Here is a 20,115-nt window from a genome sequence, read left to right as displayed (position 1 = left end):
CTGAACGAAGATTTCATCTCTTTTTCACCTTATTCTATATCCGGCAAATAGCCCCTTTCATCCGGAAAAAAGACACATTCAGCCAGAAATAACATATTTATTTACCATTGGGTTGAATACTTTCAATGATCAGGTCTTAATTTTAGAATTCTCATACTAGCGTTTGCTCCTCCCAAATACTTACCATCCACCTTTTTGCATCATTTCGATGAAAAAACCCTTACTTGTTTTGTTACCGCTGGCTACTCTGGTGGCTACTCAAACGGTAGCACAAACCAGATCTATTTCCGGTCGGATTACTGACCGTACCACTGGTGAAGGCCTTCCGGGCGTTACTGTGTTGGTAAAAGGTTCTACGAATGGAGTTTCTACCAACTCTGACGGCTCATTCACCCTTACCGTTCCCTCCGCTAGCCAAACACTGCTTGTTTCTTCCATTGGTTATCTGACCCAGGAAATTACTATCGGCAGTGAATCGACCTATGCTGTAGCACTTTCCGCTGATACCAAAGCGCTGAGCGAGGTAGTGGTGACCGGCTACGGTCAGCAGCAGGAACGCCGGGATGTTATCGGCTCCATCGCAACAGTTAAAGCATCTGACTTCAAGGACCAGTCAATCATTGGGGTGGACCAAGCATTGCAAGGCCGGGCTGCAGGTGTACAGGTAATTCAAAACTCCGGTACTCCTGGCTCGGGCATTGCTGTTCGTGTACGGGGCGCAGCTTCCATCGGCGGCAGCAATGAGCCTTTGTATGTAGTTGACGGTCTGCCAATCATCTCGGGCAACACCACTCAGTTAGGCACCGGCAACCAGCTGACAAACGGCTTGAATGACCTGAACCCTAACGACATTGAGAGCATCGAAATCCTGAAAGATGCTGCTTCGGCGGCTATTTATGGCTCACGCGCTTCCAATGGTGTAGTTATCATTACCACTAAAAAAGGTAAAGCCGGCAAGCCACGTATTGATCTGGACTACTACACCGGGGTTCAGACGGTATGGAAAAAACCAGAAGTGCTGAATGGTGAGCAGCAAACCCAGCTATTCCTGGATGCCGCGGCCAACCGCTACCCGGCCAACGCTGCGGGTAACTACCCCACAGATGCCACCTTCGGCAACCGGGTATTCCGTTCCAACGCGGATCTGGCGGCCTATATCTATGGTCCCGGAGGCGCTACTACTACCAATGGTATTTCGTCGTATGTTGACGCAGGCCCCATCCGGACACTCAGCCAGTTCCAGAATCCCTCGACGGCACCCTCCACTAACTGGAGCGACGAGGTCCTGCGCAGCGCGGCCATCAGCAATTATGGCCTGACCTTCTCGGGCGGTAACGAGCAGAACCGCTACCGGGTAGCACTGAACTATTTCGATCAGCAGGGCACTATTATCGGCTCAGGGTATTCCCGTGCCAGCGCCCGTACGTCGCTCGACAACAAGCTTTCCGATAAGGTGCGAATGGGTGTATCCATTGGTTTGTCGCAAAGCGTTAACAACCGCATCAACAACGACAACAGCATCTACGGGGTACTTACTACTTCCCGGCTGTACGCCAGTGACCTGCCCATTTATAATGCGGACGGTACGTATTATAAAGTTGGTTCGCTGGAAAATCCGGTGGCAGCGGCTAAGGAGCCCTTCATCAAGAGCACTAACAGCCGCCTGATTGGCACCCAGTATACGGAGTTTGAGCTGATCAAAAACCTCAAATACCGCGCTACATTCGGCCTTGACTTCACTTATGGCCGTGACGACCGTTTCTACTCTACCCTGACCAATGCCGGTGCTGCCGTACGTGGTGAAGCCACAGTAGCCACCCTGCAGGATGTGAACTACAACCACATCAGTGCCTTCAACTACGCCAAAACTATCGGCGACCATACGATAAGCGCATTGTTAGTGGGTGAATTTCAACGTGATTCATACCGCGACACATTCGCTCAGTCGACGGGCTTCCCCAGCAACTCTATCCGTGAACTATCGGCAGGGGCAACCAAAACGGCGGCTACCTCCAGCGGTACCGGTAATGCGCTATTTGGCGTGCTAGGTAAGGTAGATTATTCCTTCAAAGGCCGTTACCTGATCGGAGCCTCATTGCGGCGTGACCAATCTTCACGCTTCGGGGCAGACAACCAGGTAGGTTATTTCCCGGCTGTGTCAGCTGGCTGGCGTATCCTGGAAGAAGGATTCCTCAAGGATCAAACCCTACTGAGCGAACTGAAACTGCGTGGTAGCTACGGTGAAACCGGTAACCAGCCCACGGCCAACTTTGGCTCCCGTGGCCTCATCAGCCCGGGCTACAACTACCTCGACCAAGGTGGTCTGGCTCTAAGCCAACTGGCCAATCCGGAACTGAAGTGGGAGCGTACCCGCAATACCAACGTGGGTATTGACCTCGGTTTCCTTGATAACCGTTTCTACGTATCGGCTGATGTGTACAAGCGGAAAACGGATGACCTGCTACTGGCTCAGCAGCTCGTATCGGATACAGGTTTCCGTAGCTACAGTGCCAACGTAGGTAACTTAGAGAACAAGGGGCTGGAGTTTGCCTTGACTACGGTAAACTTCCGGAACGACAACAACGGCTTCAACTGGGAAACCAACTTTAACATCAGCTTCAACCGCAACTTGGTTACTAAAATCTCTGATCCTAGCCCAACCGGGGTAGCCTCGGGTTTTGCAAGCCGCCTGAAAGTAGGTGAGCCGCTGGGTGCATTCTATGGTTACCGGGTTGACCACATCTTCCAGAGCCAGGAGGAAATCAACACGCTGAATGCCGCCGCGCAGGCAGCTACGGGCAGTTCAACCGCTACGTACCAGAGCACGGCTACCCGCCCTGGCGACATCATGTTCAAGGATCTTAACGGCGACGGGCGGGTTACGGCTGCTGACCAGGAGATCATCGGCAATGCACAGCCGAAATTCTATGGTGGCTTCAATAACACGCTGCGTTACAAAGGCTTTGATCTGGTTGCATTCCTTCAGTTCAACGTCGGCAACGACATTTACAACAGCGCCGCCAGCAATACACAGGGCATGAGCACCACGTACGGTCAGGATGCCGTAGTGCTGAACCGCTGGACCCCGACCAACACAAACACGAAAGTGCCACGTGCTGTGTACGGTGACCCCAACACCAACACCCGGACTTCCGACCGGTTCTTGGAGGATGGTTCATACGCTCGCCTGAAAAACGTCACGCTGGGGTACACCCTACCGGCTGCCCTGTCCAGCCGTGCTCACATACGTTCGGCCCGGATTTTTGCTCAGGCGCAAAACCTAGTAACGTTCACCAACTACTCGGGTCTTGATCCGGAGGTGAGCACCTTCAGTGGCTCCAATACCTCATTGGGCACCGACTTTTTCACTTATCCGCAGGCTCGTACCATCACGGGTGGTATCACGCTGGGATTCTAATCTTTTCAGAGACTTTATCATGAACATAGTTTCAGTACGTCGTTTCGCTACGCGCTCTGCTTTTGTACTGGCTTTGGGCCTGGGAGCAGGAGCCTGCGATAAGGCTATAAATGTGGAGCCCCGGAACAGCGTAAGCTCTGATACCGGCTTTACAACGAAAGAGGATGCCGCCGCTGGTCTGCTGGGGGCTTACGATGCAACGCAGTCGGCCGATTACATGGGGTTGGCTTATCCTTCGTTGGTTGACCTTATTGCGGGTGAAATCCGCTTTGTTGGTACGTTCACAACGACCTACGGAGTAACGGCTCAAAACCAAGTTCTGCCTGATAACATTCAGGTAGGCAACACATGGTCGGCTATTTATACGGCTATCCACCGCACTAACTACCTCATTCAGGAAAGCGAAAAGATTTCGGATCCAGCTTTCCCTAAGCAAAGCACCATTGCGCAAGCCCGCGCCCTGCGCGCTTACCACTACATGAACCTGCTTGCGTTGTGGGGTGGCACATCGGAAGGCTACGGTTACACCGGTGGACTTGGAGTTCCGTTGCGCCTGAAGCCAACCGTTGACATTGGCCCTGATACCAAGCCCATTGCACGTTCATCGGAGGCAGAAGTAGCTGCCGCTATTCGTGCTGACCTTGATTATGCTATTGATAATCTAGCCGTTGGCACGGGTAACCGTATCACAAAAAACTCGGCGCAGGCCCTGCGTGCCCGGTTTGAGTTACGGATGCGCAATTATGCAGACGCTTTGCGCTTCGCTAACTTAGTGCCTGTACCGGCTGGTTTTGCAACGGCAGTTCCGACTGGCACGACCACGCCTGATGCTATCTGGCAGTTGGCTTTCTCATCTACGGACCAGAACTCTTACGCATTCTACTGGTATCCTTCGCCTGGTGGACGCAATGAGTTTGACCCCGGCGCAGCACTGGCAGCCGCTCACCCGGCAGGTGACAAGCGCTTGGCTGTAAACGTAGTAACCGGCGGAACCAACCAGAAATACACGCGCACATCGACTCGGGATGACCCATTCAACTCGATTCGTTACGCGGAAGTAGCACTGACAATTGCCGAAGCAGCTGCGCAGACTAACGATTTGGCTACTGCCACCACGCAACTGAATATCATCCGCTCCAGAGCAGGTCTTAGTCCTACCACGGCCACTACGGCTTCCGCTTTAGTAGCAGATATTCTGCTACAGCGTCGTCTGGAGTTAGCATACGAAGGCATGTACTGGTTTGACCTGCGGCGCACCAACCGGGTACAGTCTGTTCTCGGTACAGTTCCGCCTGCCACGCCTAACGCATACAATCAGTCTTTCCGTAACCTATTCCCGCTGCCACTGCGGGAAATCAACTTGGCTACAGATATCCTGGTTCAGAACCCTGGCTACTAATCCCAGCGCTTAAACAGAAAGGCCCCAGCCAATATGGCTGGGGCCTTTTTTTATGGCAAACGGTCTATTCGGGTTATTACTTCTTCCGTGGAATCCATTGTCCGTTGCAGCCAGGCTATAATCTTTTCGGCGGCCACCTGTGGCTTTACCAACTGTCCTTGGCTGTGATAATCGGTAAACTTCCCAGCTTCGCTGAAGCGGTGGGTGTCGGCGGTGCGGATGTGCTCCTGCATGGCCGTGTCCAGAATACCGGGGGCCAGGCTGCGGATGCGGATGCCACTACCGCGCAGGTCCTGTTCCTTCTGAGCGGTGCGGGACAGCGCATCCAGGGCCGCTTTCGATGCCGAATACGCCGCCCACCCATCTACAGCGCGCTGCGCTGCGCCACTGCTGATGTTGAGAATAGTGCGCGGCACCAAAACGGCCGAATAGGCCTGTAAAAACGTATTCATGAGCATAGCCGGCGCAATCAGGTTCACGTCGAATACAAACTCATAGTGTTCATTCTGCTGCTCGCCTACGTATCCTATTTCGCCCAGCACACCGGCATTGTTTACCAACGTAATACTGCTGGCATTCGGAAAACGCGGAAACACTTTGTGGAGATTGTTCTGCACGGCCAGCATGTCCGACAGGTCCAGCGGCTGGTGGTGGTACCGCTCGTGCTCAATGGTGGCATGGCGCGATACCCCTATAACGGTGGTATCCGGCTGATGTAGCAGCGTTTCGGCCAAAGCTTTACCTAGGCCGCGGCTGGCTCCGGTGATGATATAGTAATGCATGTGGTAGCGGTGCTGATGCGTGGAAGAATACCGCTCAGTACGTTAAAAAGCGAAAAGCGGCAGGAATCCGGCCGCTTTTCGCTTTTTGACTGGGCCATTCTATCCGCGCAACCTTACAGGATATACTGGCTCAGGTCACGATTACGGGACATATCCCGCAGGCGCTCCTCCACCAGTTCCCGAGTAATGAGGATGTGGGCGTTGGCCCCGATTACATCCGGCACGTCAAACAGAATATCATTCAGCAGGCGGCTCATGACGGTGTGCAGACGTCGGGCCCCGATGTTTTCTACCTCGCTGTTCACTTCGAAGGCAATTTCGGCCAGGCGCTCCAAGGCCGAATCATCAAACTCCAGCTTGACGTTTTCGGCCTGCAACAGGGCCTCGTATTGCTTGGTAAGCGCATTTTTGGGGTCCTTCAGAATACGGAAAAAGTCATTCCGGCTCAGGCTCTGCAGCTCCACGCGGATGGGGAAGCGCCCCTGCAGCTCCGGAATCAGGTCAGAGGGCTTAGCGACGTGAAACGCCCCGGCGGCAATGAACAGGATGTGGTCGGTGTGGATGATGCCGTACTTGGTATTCACGGCCGAGCCCTCCACAATAGGCAACAAGTCGCGCTGCACACCTTCCCGACTTACATCGGGGCCGCCGCCACCCTTGCCGCTGCGGCTGGCTACTTTATCAATTTCATCGATGAAGATAATACCCGCGTTTTCGGCCTGGCGGATGGCTTCATCCTTCACCTCATCCATATCAATAAGCTTGGCCGCTTCCTCATCCAGCAGAATCTTGCGGGCCTCGGCTACGGTTACTTTGCGCTTGCGGGTTTTCTTGGGCAGCATGGAGCCCAGCATGTCCTGGATGCCAGCCATGCTGGCCTCATCCATACCGCCGGGTCCGCCAATAACGCCAATACCGGGGCCGCTGTTCTGCTGTACCCGTATGTCGATTTTTCGCTCATCCAGCTCGCCATTGCGGATTTTTTCCCGAAACCGCTCCCGGGTCCGCTCATTCAGCTCGTGGTCAGAATCGGGCATGTCGCCTGCGGAGGTTGGTAACGGAAAGCCGACGGCAGGCTTTGCCGCAGCAGGCGTGCCGGCCGTAATCGGCGGAATCAGAATATCTAGAATAATATCCTCCACGGCCTGCGCGGCCTGCACCTTTACCTCTTCCTTGCGGCGCTGTTTTACCATGTTCACCGACTGCTCCACCAGGTCGCGGACCATACTTTCCACATCGCGCCCCACGTAACCAACTTCGGTGAATTTGGAGGCTTCTACTTTGGTGAAGGGGGCTCCGGAAATGCTGGCCAGACGGCGGGCAATTTCAGTTTTGCCAACGCCTGTGGAGCCAATCATCAGGATGTTATTGGGCACTATCTCGCGCTGCATATCGGCGGGGGCATGCAGCCGACGCCACCGGTTGCGCAGGGCAATGGCCACGTGCCGCTTGGCATCCTGCTGGCCAATGATATACTTATCGAGTTCGGCAACAATCTGGGCCGGGGTCAGGAACTCCGCGGAATCGAGCATAAGGCAATAGGAAAAATGCCGTAATCGGCATGACGAACAATTTGTACCACACTACCCCTGCAAAGGTTTAGCGTAGTGGCCGCCTGCCTTAGTACGGCTGTTTCTTGAACAGGGAATCGAGGTTGCGGGAAATGGTGAAGTAGTTGGCTCCACCCGAGGCATGGTAGCCGGCGTGGGTGTAATCGAGCTGAAACTGGCTGATCCGCAGCATAACGCCAAACGAAAAGCCGGCCCCCCCGGACGTATTCTCCAGGCGCAGCTCCCGGCGCTGCAGGTGGTTATACCCCAACCGCACGTTCAGGTTTTTGCTGAGCAGCAGCTCCCCTCCTACCACGAAGTGGCGGGCAATTTTATCACCCAGGCTTTTTGTGGGCTTGATTTCTTCGCCGTTCTCATCCAGTTGTCCGCGCTGGTTCGGGTCGAGGTACACAATATCAAGCTGCTGGAGGTGGTGGGCCGTAAAGGAAAAGCGAAATGGCAGATGCTCCGGCTTGAAGGAAGTGCCCAGCTGCACATCCAGCGGCATGGGCTCCCGGCCGGCCCCATCGTAGGGCTTGAGCTGGACACCGGCGTTGCGCACTACCAGCCCCACCGTGAAATCCTGCTCGGGGTGCTTGAACAGGCCGCCCACATCAGCCAGGGCAGCGTAGGAATGGTTGCCGGCAATGCCAGAGCCGGCCAGCTTTAGCGTGCCCCCAATAGTGAAGGCCCCGCTGGTGTAGGAATCGGCTACACTCAGGGCATATTCATTCACCGAGAACTGGCCCAGCGAATTACCGGCGGCATCAAACTGCTCAAACTGCCCATAGCTCAGGTACGTGAGGCCCACCCCGAAGCGGCCGGCCTTTTGGGTATTGAACACATACGCGGCCGTGCTCTGCCGAATATCAGCCAGATAGTCTACATAGCCCAGGGCCAGCCGACCGTCCATTTCCTTGTTCAGCAGGGCCGGGTTACCGTAGAGCATGGTGCCATCGGCGTCGCGGGCCGATACGTTCACGCCGCCCAGCCCGGCCAGCTTGGCGCTGGTGGGCAGGTTCAGAAACGACATGGCCTGCTGCCCGCCAATCTGGGCCTGGGCGGCCGGAGCAGCCCACAGCAGGCCCAAACCCGAAACAGCAAAAACAGCAGCGAAGCGGCGTAGTGGTTGAATCATCAGCAGCAAGATACAGCCTGAAGACAGGAATGATAAGGGAAAAGTCCGGGAGCGGAAAACCGCACGGCTACAACGATAAAAAACCGGTTTACCGCATATCTGCTCCCGTTTATCTTTTCCTTCTTAGGCTGCGCTCTAGCTAACCTCCACGCTGGGCCCGGCGGGTAGCGGCGCTTCCTCGCGCACTACCAGCTTGATGGGGTGGGCTACCTTCTCCTCCAGTAAGGCTACACGCAACACGTCATCTACCCGGTCGGCGTAATGAATGGTGAGGTCCTTGAGGTACTCGGCCGAAATTTCGTCGATGTCCTTTTTATTTTTCGGGCAGAGGATAATGTCGCGCACCCCGGCGCGCTTGGCAGCCAGAATCTTCTCCTTGATGCCGCCCACCGGCAGCACCTTGCCGCGCAGGGTGATTTCACCGGTCATGGCCAAATGGCTGCGGATTTTACGCTGGGTGAATACGGAGGCAATGCTGGTGAAGATGGCAATACCAGCCGAGGGGCCATCCTTGGGCACGGCACCTTCGGGGAAGTGAATGTGCAGGTCGTACTGGTCGAAGAGGCGGTAGTCGATGTCCAGCTCCTCGGCCCGGCTGCGCAGGTAGCTCAGGGCCGTTACGGCGGATTCCTTCATCACGTCACCGAGCTGGCCGCTGAGCGTGAGCTTGCCCCGGCCCCGGCTCAGCAGACTTTCGATGAACAGAATGTCGCCACCAACCGAGGTCCAGGCCAGGCCCGTTACCACGCCGGCAGTTTCGTTGTCCTGGTACTGGTCCCGGTCAAAGATGGCCGCTCCGAGGATGCGGCGCACATCTTTGGGCTCCAGCGTGGCGGGATGGGGTTCCTTCATAGCCTTGCTTTTGGCAATGTTGCGCACCACCGCGCCCAGCTTCCGCTCCAGGCTGCGCACCCCCGATTCGCGGGTATAATCATCAATCACGCGCTGCAGAGCGCCGTTGGTGATACCGGCATCCTTGAGCGTAAGGCCGTGCTCGTGCAGCAGCTTGGGCCAGAGGTGCTTTTTGGCAATCTGGGTTTTCTCTTCCAGCGTGTAGCCAGTCAGGTCGATGATTTCCATCCGGTCACGCAAAGCGGGCTGAATGGTTTCCAAGGAGTTGGCCGTGGCAATGAACAGTACCCGCGAAAGGTCATATTCTACCTCCAGGAAGTTGTCGGTGAAGGTACTGTTCTGCTCGGGGTCCAGCACTTCCAGCAGCGCCGACGACGGGTCGCCGCGGAAGTCAGAAGCCAGCTTGTCGATTTCGTCCAGCACAATCACCGGGTTGGATGCCCCGGCCTTCTTAATCTGCGAGATAATACGGCCGGGCATGGCCCCCACGTAGGTTTTGCGGTGCCCCCTGATTTCGGCCTCGTCGCGCACCCCGCCCAGGCTCATGCGCACGTACTGCCGGCCCAGGCTCTTGGCAATGGAGCGGCCCAAGCTGGTTTTGCCCACGCCGGGAGGCCCATACAGGCACAGAATGGGGGCTTTCAGGTCGTTTTTGAGCTTGAGCACGGCCAGGTACTCCATAATGCGCGCCTTCACCTTTTCCATCCCGTAGTGGTCCTGGTCGAGGATTTTCTGGGTGCGCTTCAGGTTGAAATTGTCCTTGGTGTACTCGCCCCAGGGCAAATCCAGCAGGAATTCCACATAGTTCAGGCTTACCGGGTACTCGGCGGCTTGGGGGTTGATGCGGGTGAGTTTATCCAGCTCTTTGGCAAAGTGCTTGGCCACGGCCTCGGGCCACTTCTTGTCCTTGGCGCGCTGGCGCAGCTTTTCCACTTCCTGATCCGGGCCATCGAAGCCCAGCTCGTCCTGCAGCACTTTGATCTGCTGGCGCAGGAAATAGTCGCGCTGCTGCTGGTCGATGTCGGTGTGGACCTTGGTCTGGATTTCTCGCTTGATTTCCAGCAGCTGAATCTCCTTCATCATCAGCTCCAGCAGGCGGGTGCCCCGCTCCACGCCGTCGGCCGTTTCCAGTAGCTGCTGCTTCATGCTCACCTCCACGTTGATGTTGGAGGATAGAAAATGCGTGAGGAAAGAAGGCGACTCGATATTATCCAGGGCTACCTGGGCTTCCTGCGGAATTTCGGGGTTGAGCTTAAGCATGCGGGCCGCCGCTTCCTTCAGCGACGACACCAGCGCCTTCACTTCCTTGGAGCTTCTGGCCGGGAATACCTCCGGAATGTAGCTCACGCGGGCCGTGAGGTAGGGCGTCGTCTGTACGGCTTCCTCGATGCGGAAACGGGACTGGCCCTGAATGATGATGGTGGTGTTGCCATCGGGCAGCACCAGCAGCTTCAGAATCTTAGCCATGGTGCCCACGGGGTACAGGTCCTGCAGCTCCGGGTCGTCGCTCTGGCCGTTTTTCTGGGCTACTACGCCCACAATCTTGTTGCCCCGATAGGCCTTGCGCACCAGCCGAATGCTTTTCTTGCGCGTGACGGTGACGGGCAGTACCACACCCGGAAACAGCACGGTATTGCGCACCGGCAGCAGCGGCAGCACCTCCGGCGACTCCTCCGCCGTAAGCGGCTGGTCGGGGTCGGCGGCCACAATGGACACCATTTCGGCAGGATCTTCAGTCATCAGCAGCAAGGAAGAAAGGGACGAGGAGGACGGGGTATGACGGCTCATGCGAGGAAAGGCAGGCAAAATCGAAGCCAGATGCCACAATGACAGTTAGCCAGGCAGACTTCGGCCCCTTAGCGGCGGGGCGTTTTCGAAGGTACGGATTCGGCAAGTGCCGTGCCATCACCAGGAGCCGCCACATCGGCAGATGCAGGCGTGCGTGAGTAGATGAGTGAGTGAATGGAGAATACGTAAGGCTGTGGCGCATCAATCCATTCTTTCCTTCTCTCATTCCTCACTGACCTATCCACCGGTATCCAAAATTTCCTATTTTTGATGCTTGCCGGTTCCCACCGTCTTCGTGCTTTATCATTGCTATGCGTTCCATTGCTCGCCTGTTCACGCTGTGCATAGTGCTTTTTGCGCTGTGCCTGCCCGTTGCTCTGTTTGCCCAACAAAAAGCCGGCTTACCCAATGCGCAACGTAAACTCACGGCGAAAGTAATTCGGCAGGCAAGGGCCCGTACTGATGCCACCCCGGAGTTTCCGAACATCAACCGCCTGCCCTATTTCCAGGACAAAAAGGCGATGCGCGAAATCCAGCGGGCCGAAAAACGCAAAAACTGGACGGCCGCCCGCAATCTGCTGGAGGCCTACGTGGGCCAGTTTGGCATTGAGAATTTCTACAAGGACAACACGCTGCTCTGGCACCTGGGCCAGCTCTGGGAAAAAGCCGGCAACGAGGACCGCGCCAAAGCCTACTACCGCCTCGCCCTGAAGCACCGCCGCCAGACGCTGACCAAAGTGCAGCGTTACTACGACTCGCTGGAGCAGAAGGAAACCGAGCTGTACGTGCCCCTTAAAACGTACTACGACATTGTAGAGTACCGGAAGAACATTGCCACCTTCCGGCCGCCCAAAGGCGTGTACACTACCATGGGGGATGCCATTAACTCCCAACGGGAAGACTACGGCCCCACGCTGAATGCCGACGCTGACCTGCTTATTTTCTCCTCCAAGCGCAAAATGCGCGGCCTGCACGGCGTAATTGATGAGGACCTGTATACCGCCCGCCGCGAAAACGGAGTATGGTCGCAGGCAGAGCCGCTGCCGAAACCCATTAACTCGCCCTACAACGAAGGCTCCGCCTGCATCAGCAAGGACGGTACTACGCTGTACTTTGCCCGCTGCGAGTGCCCCACCTGCCACGGCAATTGTGACCTGTACACGGCTACCTTCAAAGACGGCCAATGGACGATGCCCAAAAGCCTGGGAGCCAACGTCAACTCCACGGCCTGGGACTCGCAACCCACACTTTCGCCCAACGAGGATACGCTCTATTTCGCCTCCGACCGGCTGGGCGGCTTTGGCCTCTCGGATATCTGGTACACGGTAAAGCAGAAGAACGGCCAATGGGGCCGGGCTCAAAACATGGGACCCGTGGTAAACACCCGCGAGAGTGAGGTGAGCCCCTTTTACCACCCGCTTTATCACGTGCTGTATTTCAGCTCCCGCGGACAGCTGCTCAATTTCGGCGACTTTGATATTTACAAAACGTACCGGGTGCGCAGCCGCTGGCAGGAGCCCATCAACATTGGCCCGCTGGTAAACGGCAAGGGCTCGGAATACTACTTCACCATCGACGCGGAGTCCAAAAACCTGTACTATGCCCGCTCCGAGGAGAAGGACATGAAGAACCTGGACCTCTACTCCTTTCCGCTGCCTATGGAGGCCCAACCCCTGGCTACCACCCACGTGGAAGGCTCCCTGATTGACTCCGTCAGCCAGAAGCCTCTAAATGGCATTGTGAGCATCATCGATACTGACAACGGCATTGAGGTAGCCAGTAAGTATTTGCGCGACGACGGCTCGTTTGATTTCGACCTGATTGAGGGCTCGCACTACGTGATGCTCATTCAGAGCCCTGATTTCTTCAGTGTGGAGAAGAAGTTTGCCCTGGAAGGCGACACGGTGATGAAGCTGATGACCAACTCCATCGACTACAAGCTGCCGCTGGTGTTCAAAAACATTGAGTTTGACCAGGATAAGTCGCATATCCGGGCCAGCATGCATCCTATACTGGACCGTATTGCGGTGTTTATGGTGGACCATCCCACGTTCCGACTCAGCATTACGGGCCACACCGATAGCAAAGGTGACCCGGACTTCAATGAGCGCCTCTCGCAGGAACGGGCCGAGTCCATCCGGCGCTACATTGAGCTGAAGGGTAAGCTGGCCCCCAACCGTATCGACAGCTACGGCTATGGCTCCTCCCGCCCCTTGCGCGAAAATGAAGCCACGGAGGAAGATGCTAAAACCAACCGTCGCGTGGAGTTCCGCCTGTTGCGCCCCGAGGGCAAAAGCACCGACGAGTTCAAAGCTGATCCGCTGCCGACCAATAAGCCGGAACCTAAACCTGCGGCAGGTGACAAGGACGGCAAGCTGGAATGGTAACTACACCGGCAACCAACCACGCTTTCTATCGGCTATTAGCCGCCGAAACAGGGCTTGTCTTGCTGTGGTTTATTCCTTCTCCTTGGTTTATGGCTTGGGCTTTGATCCTGGGCATTCCAGCGTACGTAATACTCGCAACGCAATTCTTTTTCATGCGCCAACCGTTCTGGGCAAAAATAGCTGCCATCTTCGGCCCTATTACGGTATGGCTCATTGGCTTGATTATTAGGTAGTACTGACCAGCTTTAATGAAAAAGCCCCTGATGTCTGTATAGCATCAGGGGCTTTTTATATATGGCGCAACAACGTTGGGCGGCTCCGTTGATGACGGGCTGCCTTACCACTTCAGCTGCTGCTGGTCATCACCGTCGCGGAAGAGCAGGCTTTGCTTCTGGCCCTTCACGTCGAGGTTCACAATGTTCATTTGGTCGGGGAAAAGCTCCAGCAGCAGCCGGTGACGCAGGGTAACGCCGGTAGCCGCAGCGGGCAGCGGCGCCGTGAAATACAACCAGTAAGCATCCGTTTCTTTTTGCAAGCCCACCAGCGTCAGGGGCAGCGTCTCAGCGGGCCGGACACTGAACTGCACCGAGCGGCGCAGCACATCCAGCAGCAGCGGGTTCAACTGAGCCCGCGTGAGTTGGTCGGTGCGCACTGGGGCGGTCTTGCCGTTAGACAGTTCCTTTTCCAGATCATCGGTGAAGATTTTCAGGGCCATTTCCAGCCGCTGCTTCTCGGGGTTGAAGCGCAGCTCCATAATGCTGGCGTGGTAAGCATGCGCCCAGGCAGCCAGACTCAAGGTAAGCAACAGCGCTAGGGGCAGCAGAAAGCGGGGAAATTTCATGGCGTACAGACGATGAGCAAAAGACCGGGTTGCGTGTGCGTTACCGGCTTTCGGCAACAGAACCCATTTTATGTAAAAGCCGTGCCACCTTTCGCGGGCGGCACGGCTTTTATATGAAGCGTACAGGTTGCTATACGCTAACCAATGGCATTGATAATCTGCTTAATCACCAATACATATGCCATCAGACTCAGAATCAGGAACATGCCCACTTTCTGGGCATTCTCCAGGAATTTATCGGAAGGCTTGCGGCCGGCAATCATCTCATACAGCAGGAAGATGACGTGGCCACCGTCGAGAGCCGGTACGGGCAGCAGGTTCATGAAAGCCAGCACCATCGACAGCATACCGGTCAGGGTCCAGAACCGGAACCAGTCCCACTTGCCACCATACTGCTGGGCTATTTCCACCGGGCCGCCCAACGACTTACTGAAGGAAGCCTGACCACTGAAAATCTTTTTGAAGCCTTTAATCTGGGTGGTGATTACGCCAAAGGCCCGATTGGTACCTACCCCTATCGACTCAATGAAATTGTAGTGGTGAACCTTGCTATCCAGCAGCAGCTTGGGCGCAAATCCGATTTTACCATCTTCATCAATCTGCACCTGCAGCGTTACGTTTTTCCCGTTGCGCTCCACTAGAAGTGGGGTCAGGTTTGAGGTTAAAGCTTTCGGCTTTACGCCCCGGATCCAGTTGAAAAAGCGCTGCAGCAACGAAGGATGCTCCATTTTGTTGGCATTTTCCTTCAGGGCCTTCTGCAGGTCGGAGAAGAAAGGCACGTCCTTGTTGCCAACTTTCAGAATCTTGTCGTTGGCCTGCAGGCCTGCTTTGGAGGCCGGGGTGCTCAGCGCCACCTGCTCCACTCTGAACGGAATCAACGGCTCCACAAACCCCTCTTTGGCATCGGCGAGGTCATCCATGAAGTTGTTGGGAACCGGAATATCAATCAACTGCCCGTTGCGGTCAACGGTATAATAGGCATCGGTGCCCAGAATGGCTTCCGTGCTGTACACATCCTCGAAATCATCGAAAGGCTTTCCGTTGATTTTAACGATTTTGTCTCCGCGCTGGAAACCCAGCTTTTTGCCCAAATCTTTCGCCTCAATGCCATAGCGCACTTCTGAAGCCGGCAGATAGGGCTCCCCGTACTTAAATGTCAGCAGCGAGAAGATGACGATGCCGGTAATGACGTTCATGATGATGCCGCCCAGCATCACAATCAGGCGCTGCCAGGCCGGCTTGGAGCGGAACTCGTTGGGCTGGGGCTCCGAGGCGAGGCTGTCGGCGTCCTGGGTTTCGTCAATCATGCCGTGAATGGCCACGTAGCCACCCAGCGGAAACCAGCCCAGGCCGTACTCCGTCTCCCCGATTTTCTTCTTGAACAGGGCGAAGTTCATCACCCCGGGCAGCGGAAACAGGAAGTCGAAGAAGATGTAAAACTTATCGACCCGGATTTTAAAGTATTTGGCGGCGGCAAAGTGGCCAAACTCGTGCAGGCCAACTAGTATGGAAAGGCCCAGCAGCATCTGCCCGGCCATGATAAGTCCTTCCAAAGGAAATGAGGTAATGAGGTGATGAAGGGTAGTAGTGCCCGTCGCAACAAACAACGCACCGAAGCTTAGAGTTGCGGCCGGAGCCCGCCAAGGTGTCAGACGCGGGTGCCGATAAGCTCCCGGGCCACGCGGCGGGTTTCCTGGTCGGTCAGCACGTAGTCGTCGAGCGAGGGAGTGGCAAGGTACGAAACCCGCGCGAGGCTAGATTCCACCACGTCCGACATTTCCAGGAACCCGATTTCGTCGCGCAGGAAGGCGGCCACGGCAATTTCGTTGGCCGCGTTGAGGATGCAGGCCGCGTTGCCGCCCCGTTTCAGCGCCTCAAACGCCAGCGCCAGGTTGCGAAAAGCGGTAGTATCAGGCTGCTCGAAGGTAAGCTGGGGATACTCGAGGAAGCTGAAGCGCGGGAAGTTGTTGGTGAGCCGCTGCGGATAGCCCAACGCGTACTGGATGGGCAGCTTCATATCGGGCAGGCCCAGTTGGGCCTTCAGGGAGCCATCCTCGAACTGTACCAGGGAGTGAATGATGCTTTGCGGGTGCACCACCACATCAATCTGCTCGTCGCGGAGGTTGAACAGCCACTTGGCTTCTATCACCTCCAGCCCCTTGTTCATTAAGGAAGCCGAGTCGATGGTGATTTTGGCACCCATATCCCAGTTGGGGTGCTTGAGGGCCTGAGCCTTGGTTACCTGGGCCAGCTGCTCGCGGGTACGGCCCCGGAACGGCCCGCCCGAGGCCGTGAGGATGATTTTCTCGATGGGATTCTGCTCCTCCCCCACCAGACACTGGAAGATGGCCGAGTGCTCTGAATCGACGGGCAGCAGCTGTACGCCGTGCTCCTGCACCAGCCCGGTGATGAGCTGGCCGGCCACTACCAGGGTTTCCTTGTTGGCCAAAGCAATATCCTTCCCGGCCCGTATGGCGGCCACCGTGGGCAGAAGCCCGGCGTAGCCCACCATGGCCGTGAGCACCACGTCGGCGTCGGGGCGGGCGGCTACTTCGGTGAGGGCGGCCGCGCCGGCCAGCACTTCGGTTTCGGGCTGATTGGCTAACGCCTCACGCACTTGTTGGTACTTGGCCTCGTCGCCGATAACCACGGCGGCGGGCCGAAACTCCCGGGCCTGGGCAATGAGCAGCTCAGCGTTGGACTGGGCCGAGAGGGCCGTAACCTGAAACCGGCCGGGCTGGGCGCGTACTACGTCGAGGGCCTGGGTGCCAATAGAACCAGTGGAACCCAGCAGGCTGACGCGTTTAGGGGTAGTGGACATGAGCTATAGCTAGCGGAGCGGAAAAGAAACGGCGGGAAGCTGAGCAAAAGTACGCGGAAGTTCGGCTACCTGCCGGGGTCATTGGTTTTCCCGTTTGGTACCCAAGCCGCCGGAATCGGCGTACTTTTGGGCTTTCTGCTTTTTCCCGCTTCGCCGTGACCGAACCCGCCGCTCCTTCCGCCTTCGATAAAGCCCGCACCGGCCTGTGGGCCAGCCTGCAAAAGCACCTGAGTACGGTGTACACCGCCGAAAAGGATTTCCGGGCCGCTACCCGCTTCACCGATACATTTCCCTTCTCGGCAGCCAGCCTGGAGCCCCAGCAGCTGCTCGACTACCAGCACCAGCGGGCGGTACTGCGCGACCTGTACGTGGACGAAACCACCCAGCTCGACAGCCTGGTGAAAGCCGTGCGCCAGAAACCCTACCAGGAAGACGACAAGAAACTGCTGTTTCTGATGATCCTGGGCTACATGGACCTGGCCGAAACCGTTTTCACCCTGCTCGACACGCACCGCCCTACCAAGCTGGAGCCCGACGAGGAAATGGACGAGGCCAACGCCCGCTTCGAGCGGGTACGCAACTTTGTACGCCTCAACATCCGGGGTATTTCGGGCCTGCTGCCGCGGGTGTAGTTACTCAATAGCCGCTATCCGAACCGGCTTGCCGTTGAACACGGCCGAATCCCCCACCCGCTTACCGGCCAAAGCGGCGGCCACGGGTGCGGCAGCCGATACAGCGAAGTAGTCCTGGCCCTCCACGGTGAGCTTGCCAGCACTAATGCCGAGGTAGAACGTGCCCATACTGGTGCGCACCAAAGCCCCGGGCCGCACGGTGTCGCAGAGCAGGGCGGGGTTGATGCGCTGCAGTTCGCCCTGAAGCTGCTGGGCCTGTTGGAGTTGGATGGCGTTTCGGTCCCGCTCGTTCTGGGCCATGGCGCGGCCGGTTTCGTACTTGTCGCCGGCGCTGCTCTTGGTTTCAGAGTTGGCCGATTCCTGGGCGGCCCGGATGGCAGCCTGGCAGGCGTCGATGCGCTCCTGCACGTAGGCGAGGCAGAGGGCGTGGAGGTGGGGTTTTATGTTTACAGTCACGTTATGCAAGGAGGAAGAACAGCACAAACGGCATAAGCAGAGCGCTTAGTGTTATATAGCTATAACCGCGCTTATTCTTATCAAATACAAAAAAACACAAGAGCGTTGCCACATAGAGCAGCGAGAATAATACGCCAAATAGTATCGGATAAACGACAATGGTGCCGCGCCCACATGCATCAAGTAATGAATGATCTGCTGTTACCAACTTTAGTATGCACCACCATAGCAGGATATAGCCAGTATGTAAGAGCAAGGCAAAAGGGTATTTTCTACCAAATTCAGTAATAGATATCATGCCTATTAATGCTTTTCAGGAGGGAAACGTAACCTCATTGCAGGCGAACTACCAACTATGATTGTGTAACATACAAGCACGCTTTTTTTTACTGCTGCACCACGTTCACCACTACCGGAAAATGGTCGGAGGGGTATAGGCCGCGCATGGAGTCGGTGAGGACGGCATAGTCCAGCACGGTAAACTGTCGGCTCACGAAGATGTAGTCAATACGGTCGGCCAAGGGAGCATCAAGCTTGAAGCCGTTAAACGTACCCACGGGGCCGTAGGGCGGCTGCCGGGTGATGCGGAAGGCATCCTGGAGCAGCGTCTGCATCGTCCGGATTTGCTCGGTTTCGGGGGTGGAATTGAAGTCGCCGACGCAGATAACCGGAGCATTTTTGGCAATTTCCCTGATCTTCTGCACCATCAGCAGGCCCGACTGGCGGCGGGCTTCTACCCCCTCGTGGTCGAAGTGGACGCTGAAGAAGTATAGCTCCTTTTTGGTGACAAGGTCGCGGAACCGGGCCCAGCTACAGATGCGGTTGCAGCAGGTGGCGTCCCAGCCTTTGGATGGCTGACCGGGGGTTTGACTCAGCCAGAAATCCCCGGATTGCAGCAGCTGCAGGCGGCTTTTCCGGTAGAAGATGGCCGAGTGCTCCCCGGCCTCCTTGCCATCGTCGCGGCCGTGGCCCACGAAGCTGTACTCAGCCAGTTCAGCCACGCCGTCGAGCTGGCCGCGGAAGCCTTCCTGGGTGCCGAATACATCGAAGCCATGGTAGCGCACCAGGTTTTTGACGAGCTCCTTGCGGTTGGGCCAGGCATTCACCCCGTCGCTGGCCACATTGAGGCGCAGGTTGTAGGTGGCTACCCGCAACGGCTGGGCGGCTTTTTGGGCAGCGACAGGTTGGCTCCCGAGCAGGAAACTCAGCAAAACAAGGAAAAGCAGACGCATGGAGGAAGCGGTAAATGGGAGGCGGGGCAAATTACGGTTTCTGGCCTTTGTGCTATCCGTTGCGGATTTCCTTGTACCCGGCGAAGCTGTCCTGCACGAGTTCGGTAAAAGAGCGGTACCGAATGGCACCGGGCAGCCAGTTGGCGAAGTACCACGCCTCCCATTCACCGGCCTGCTGCACGGCCGGATTTAGGGCCCAAAACCCGGCGTCACCCCAATCTGAAATCATCAGCAGCCCCCGAAAGTATTCTCCCCTTGCCTGACCAGCTATTTGGGTGTCGTCGTAGCGGAAATAGTCTTCATCCGGCACGCTTGGGATTGACGTAACATCTTTTTCCCACAAGGCTACCAGATCAGCATCGGTGTTCACGAGCCAATCCACTTCCTGCGCGGGCCGCAACCGCCAAATCAATTGCTCCATCGGACCAAATCCATTGGAAACCAGCAAAAACGTCCGGTAAGACGGCGGCAAGTTGGTTTGTAGCCGTTTCTCCAACTGTAGCATCTCAGCTTCCGTAGCACCCAGGGCTCCCAGCCAACCGGCCTGCCGTTGGGGTGGCGTTACCAGCTCGGCCAAGTTGCCATCCGTAAAATCAGGGTCGGTCAGAATTTCCTGATTGATTTGCTGAAGCAGCTCCAACCACTCGGCGGGCGTTGTGAAATTCATATTGAGTGATAGTATAGAAAGGGAATATAGCGGATTTGTGCATGGTCAGACCAGATTGTAGAGACGTGACACTTCGCGTCTCCTCGTTGCTGACGTTGTGTAAAGCAGTTCGAACGAGCCGTTCAACGACGAGACGCGAAGTGTCGCGTCTC

At 56.4% G+C, this 20,115-nt stretch carries 14 protein-coding genes; 4 read left to right on the top strand and 10 right to left on the bottom strand.

Annotation, left to right across the window (positions count from 1 at the left end):
• The first annotated feature begins 208 nt into the window (after positions 1-208).
• Positions 209-3,418, top strand: a complete 3,210-nt coding sequence (locus tag EI291_RS13795; RefSeq protein ID WP_125420880.1) for a SusC/RagA family TonB-linked outer membrane protein — start codon at positions 209-211, stop codon at positions 3,416-3,418.
• A complete protein-coding gene (locus EI291_RS13790) occupies positions 3,396-4,817 on the top strand; it encodes a RagB/SusD family nutrient uptake outer membrane protein (RefSeq protein WP_125420877.1) in 1,422 nt (473 codons plus the stop codon). Before EI291_RS13795 ends, EI291_RS13790 begins: the two co-directional genes overlap by 23 nt.
• A gap of 50 nt (positions 4,818-4,867) precedes the next feature.
• On the opposite strand, the gene EI291_RS13785 is transcribed toward EI291_RS13790, so the two are convergent.
• The 4 genes from EI291_RS13785 to lon form a co-directional block, all read right to left on the bottom strand.
• Positions 4,868-5,599, bottom strand: coding sequence for an SDR family NAD(P)-dependent oxidoreductase (locus EI291_RS13785; RefSeq protein WP_125420874.1), 732 nt, complete (start codon positions 5,597-5,599; stop codon positions 4,868-4,870).
• Between the two features lie 113 nt (positions 5,600-5,712).
• Complete coding sequence (gene hslU / locus EI291_RS13780) at positions 5,713-7,131, bottom strand: ATP-dependent protease ATPase subunit HslU (protein WP_125420872.1); 1,419 nt, start codon at positions 7,129-7,131, stop codon at positions 5,713-5,715.
• 88 nt (positions 7,132-7,219) lie between these two features.
• Positions 7,220-8,287 carry a type IX secretion system protein PorQ gene (gene porQ, locus EI291_RS13775; protein WP_125420870.1) on the bottom strand — a complete coding sequence of 356 codons (1,068 nt, stop codon included), beginning with the start codon at positions 8,285-8,287 and terminating at the stop codon, positions 7,220-7,222.
• A 135-nt stretch (positions 8,288-8,422) separates the two neighbouring features.
• On the bottom strand, positions 8,423-10,879 hold the full coding sequence (gene lon / locus EI291_RS13770) for an endopeptidase La (protein WP_125420868.1): 2,457 nt from the start codon (positions 10,877-10,879) through the stop codon (positions 8,423-8,425).
• Positions 10,880-11,238: 359 nt separating this feature from the next.
• Here lon and EI291_RS13765 point away from each other — a divergent pair, with 359 nt between their 5' ends.
• Positions 11,239-13,314, top strand: a complete 2,076-nt coding sequence (locus EI291_RS13765) for an OmpA family protein (RefSeq protein ID WP_125420866.1) — start codon at positions 11,239-11,241, stop codon at positions 13,312-13,314.
• 337 nt (positions 13,315-13,651) lie between these two features.
• On the opposite strand, the gene EI291_RS13760 is transcribed toward EI291_RS13765, so the two are convergent.
• From EI291_RS13760 to EI291_RS13750, 3 genes are all read right to left on the bottom strand, one after another.
• Positions 13,652-14,155, bottom strand: coding sequence for a DUF6702 family protein (locus EI291_RS13760; RefSeq protein WP_125420864.1), 504 nt, complete (start codon positions 14,153-14,155; stop codon positions 13,652-13,654).
• A 137-nt stretch (positions 14,156-14,292) separates the two neighbouring features.
• The gene (locus EI291_RS13755) at positions 14,293-15,708 is read right to left on the bottom strand and encodes a site-2 protease family protein (protein WP_125420862.1); all 1,416 of its coding nucleotides are present in this window, start codon (positions 15,706-15,708) and stop codon (positions 14,293-14,295) included.
• A 95-nt stretch (positions 15,709-15,803) separates the two neighbouring features.
• Complete coding sequence (locus tag EI291_RS13750) at positions 15,804-16,976, bottom strand: 1-deoxy-D-xylulose-5-phosphate reductoisomerase (RefSeq protein WP_125420860.1); 1,173 nt, start codon at positions 16,974-16,976, stop codon at positions 15,804-15,806.
• A 155-nt stretch (positions 16,977-17,131) separates the two neighbouring features.
• Here EI291_RS13750 and EI291_RS13745 point away from each other — a divergent pair, with 155 nt between their 5' ends.
• Positions 17,132-17,608: a hypothetical protein gene (locus EI291_RS13745; RefSeq protein WP_125420858.1), complete on the top strand. Its 477-nt coding sequence runs from the start codon at positions 17,132-17,134 to the stop codon at positions 17,606-17,608.
• Here EI291_RS13745 and EI291_RS13740 read toward each other — a convergent pair whose 3' ends face one another.
• The 3 genes from EI291_RS13740 to EI291_RS13725 form a co-directional block, all read right to left on the bottom strand.
• Positions 17,609-18,064, bottom strand: a complete 456-nt coding sequence (locus tag EI291_RS13740) for a 3-oxoacyl-ACP synthase (protein WP_125420856.1) — start codon at positions 18,062-18,064, stop codon at positions 17,609-17,611.
• Positions 18,065-18,450: 386 nt separating this feature from the next.
• Entirely contained in the window at positions 18,451-19,296 is an 846-nt protein-coding gene (locus tag EI291_RS13730; protein ID WP_125420852.1) for an endonuclease/exonuclease/phosphatase family protein, read from the bottom strand.
• A gap of 52 nt (positions 19,297-19,348) precedes the next feature.
• On the bottom strand, positions 19,349-19,963 hold the full coding sequence (locus tag EI291_RS13725) for an SMI1/KNR4 family protein (protein ID WP_125420850.1): 615 nt from the start codon (positions 19,961-19,963) through the stop codon (positions 19,349-19,351).
• Positions 19,964-20,115 lie beyond the last annotated feature (152 nt).

Source organism: Hymenobacter rigui (assembly GCF_003944715.1).
Lineage (GTDB): Bacteria > Bacteroidota > Bacteroidia > Cytophagales > Hymenobacteraceae > Hymenobacter > Hymenobacter rigui.
The sequence above is the reverse complement of the archived record's forward strand: the minus strand, read 5'-3'. Positions and strand labels throughout refer to the sequence as shown.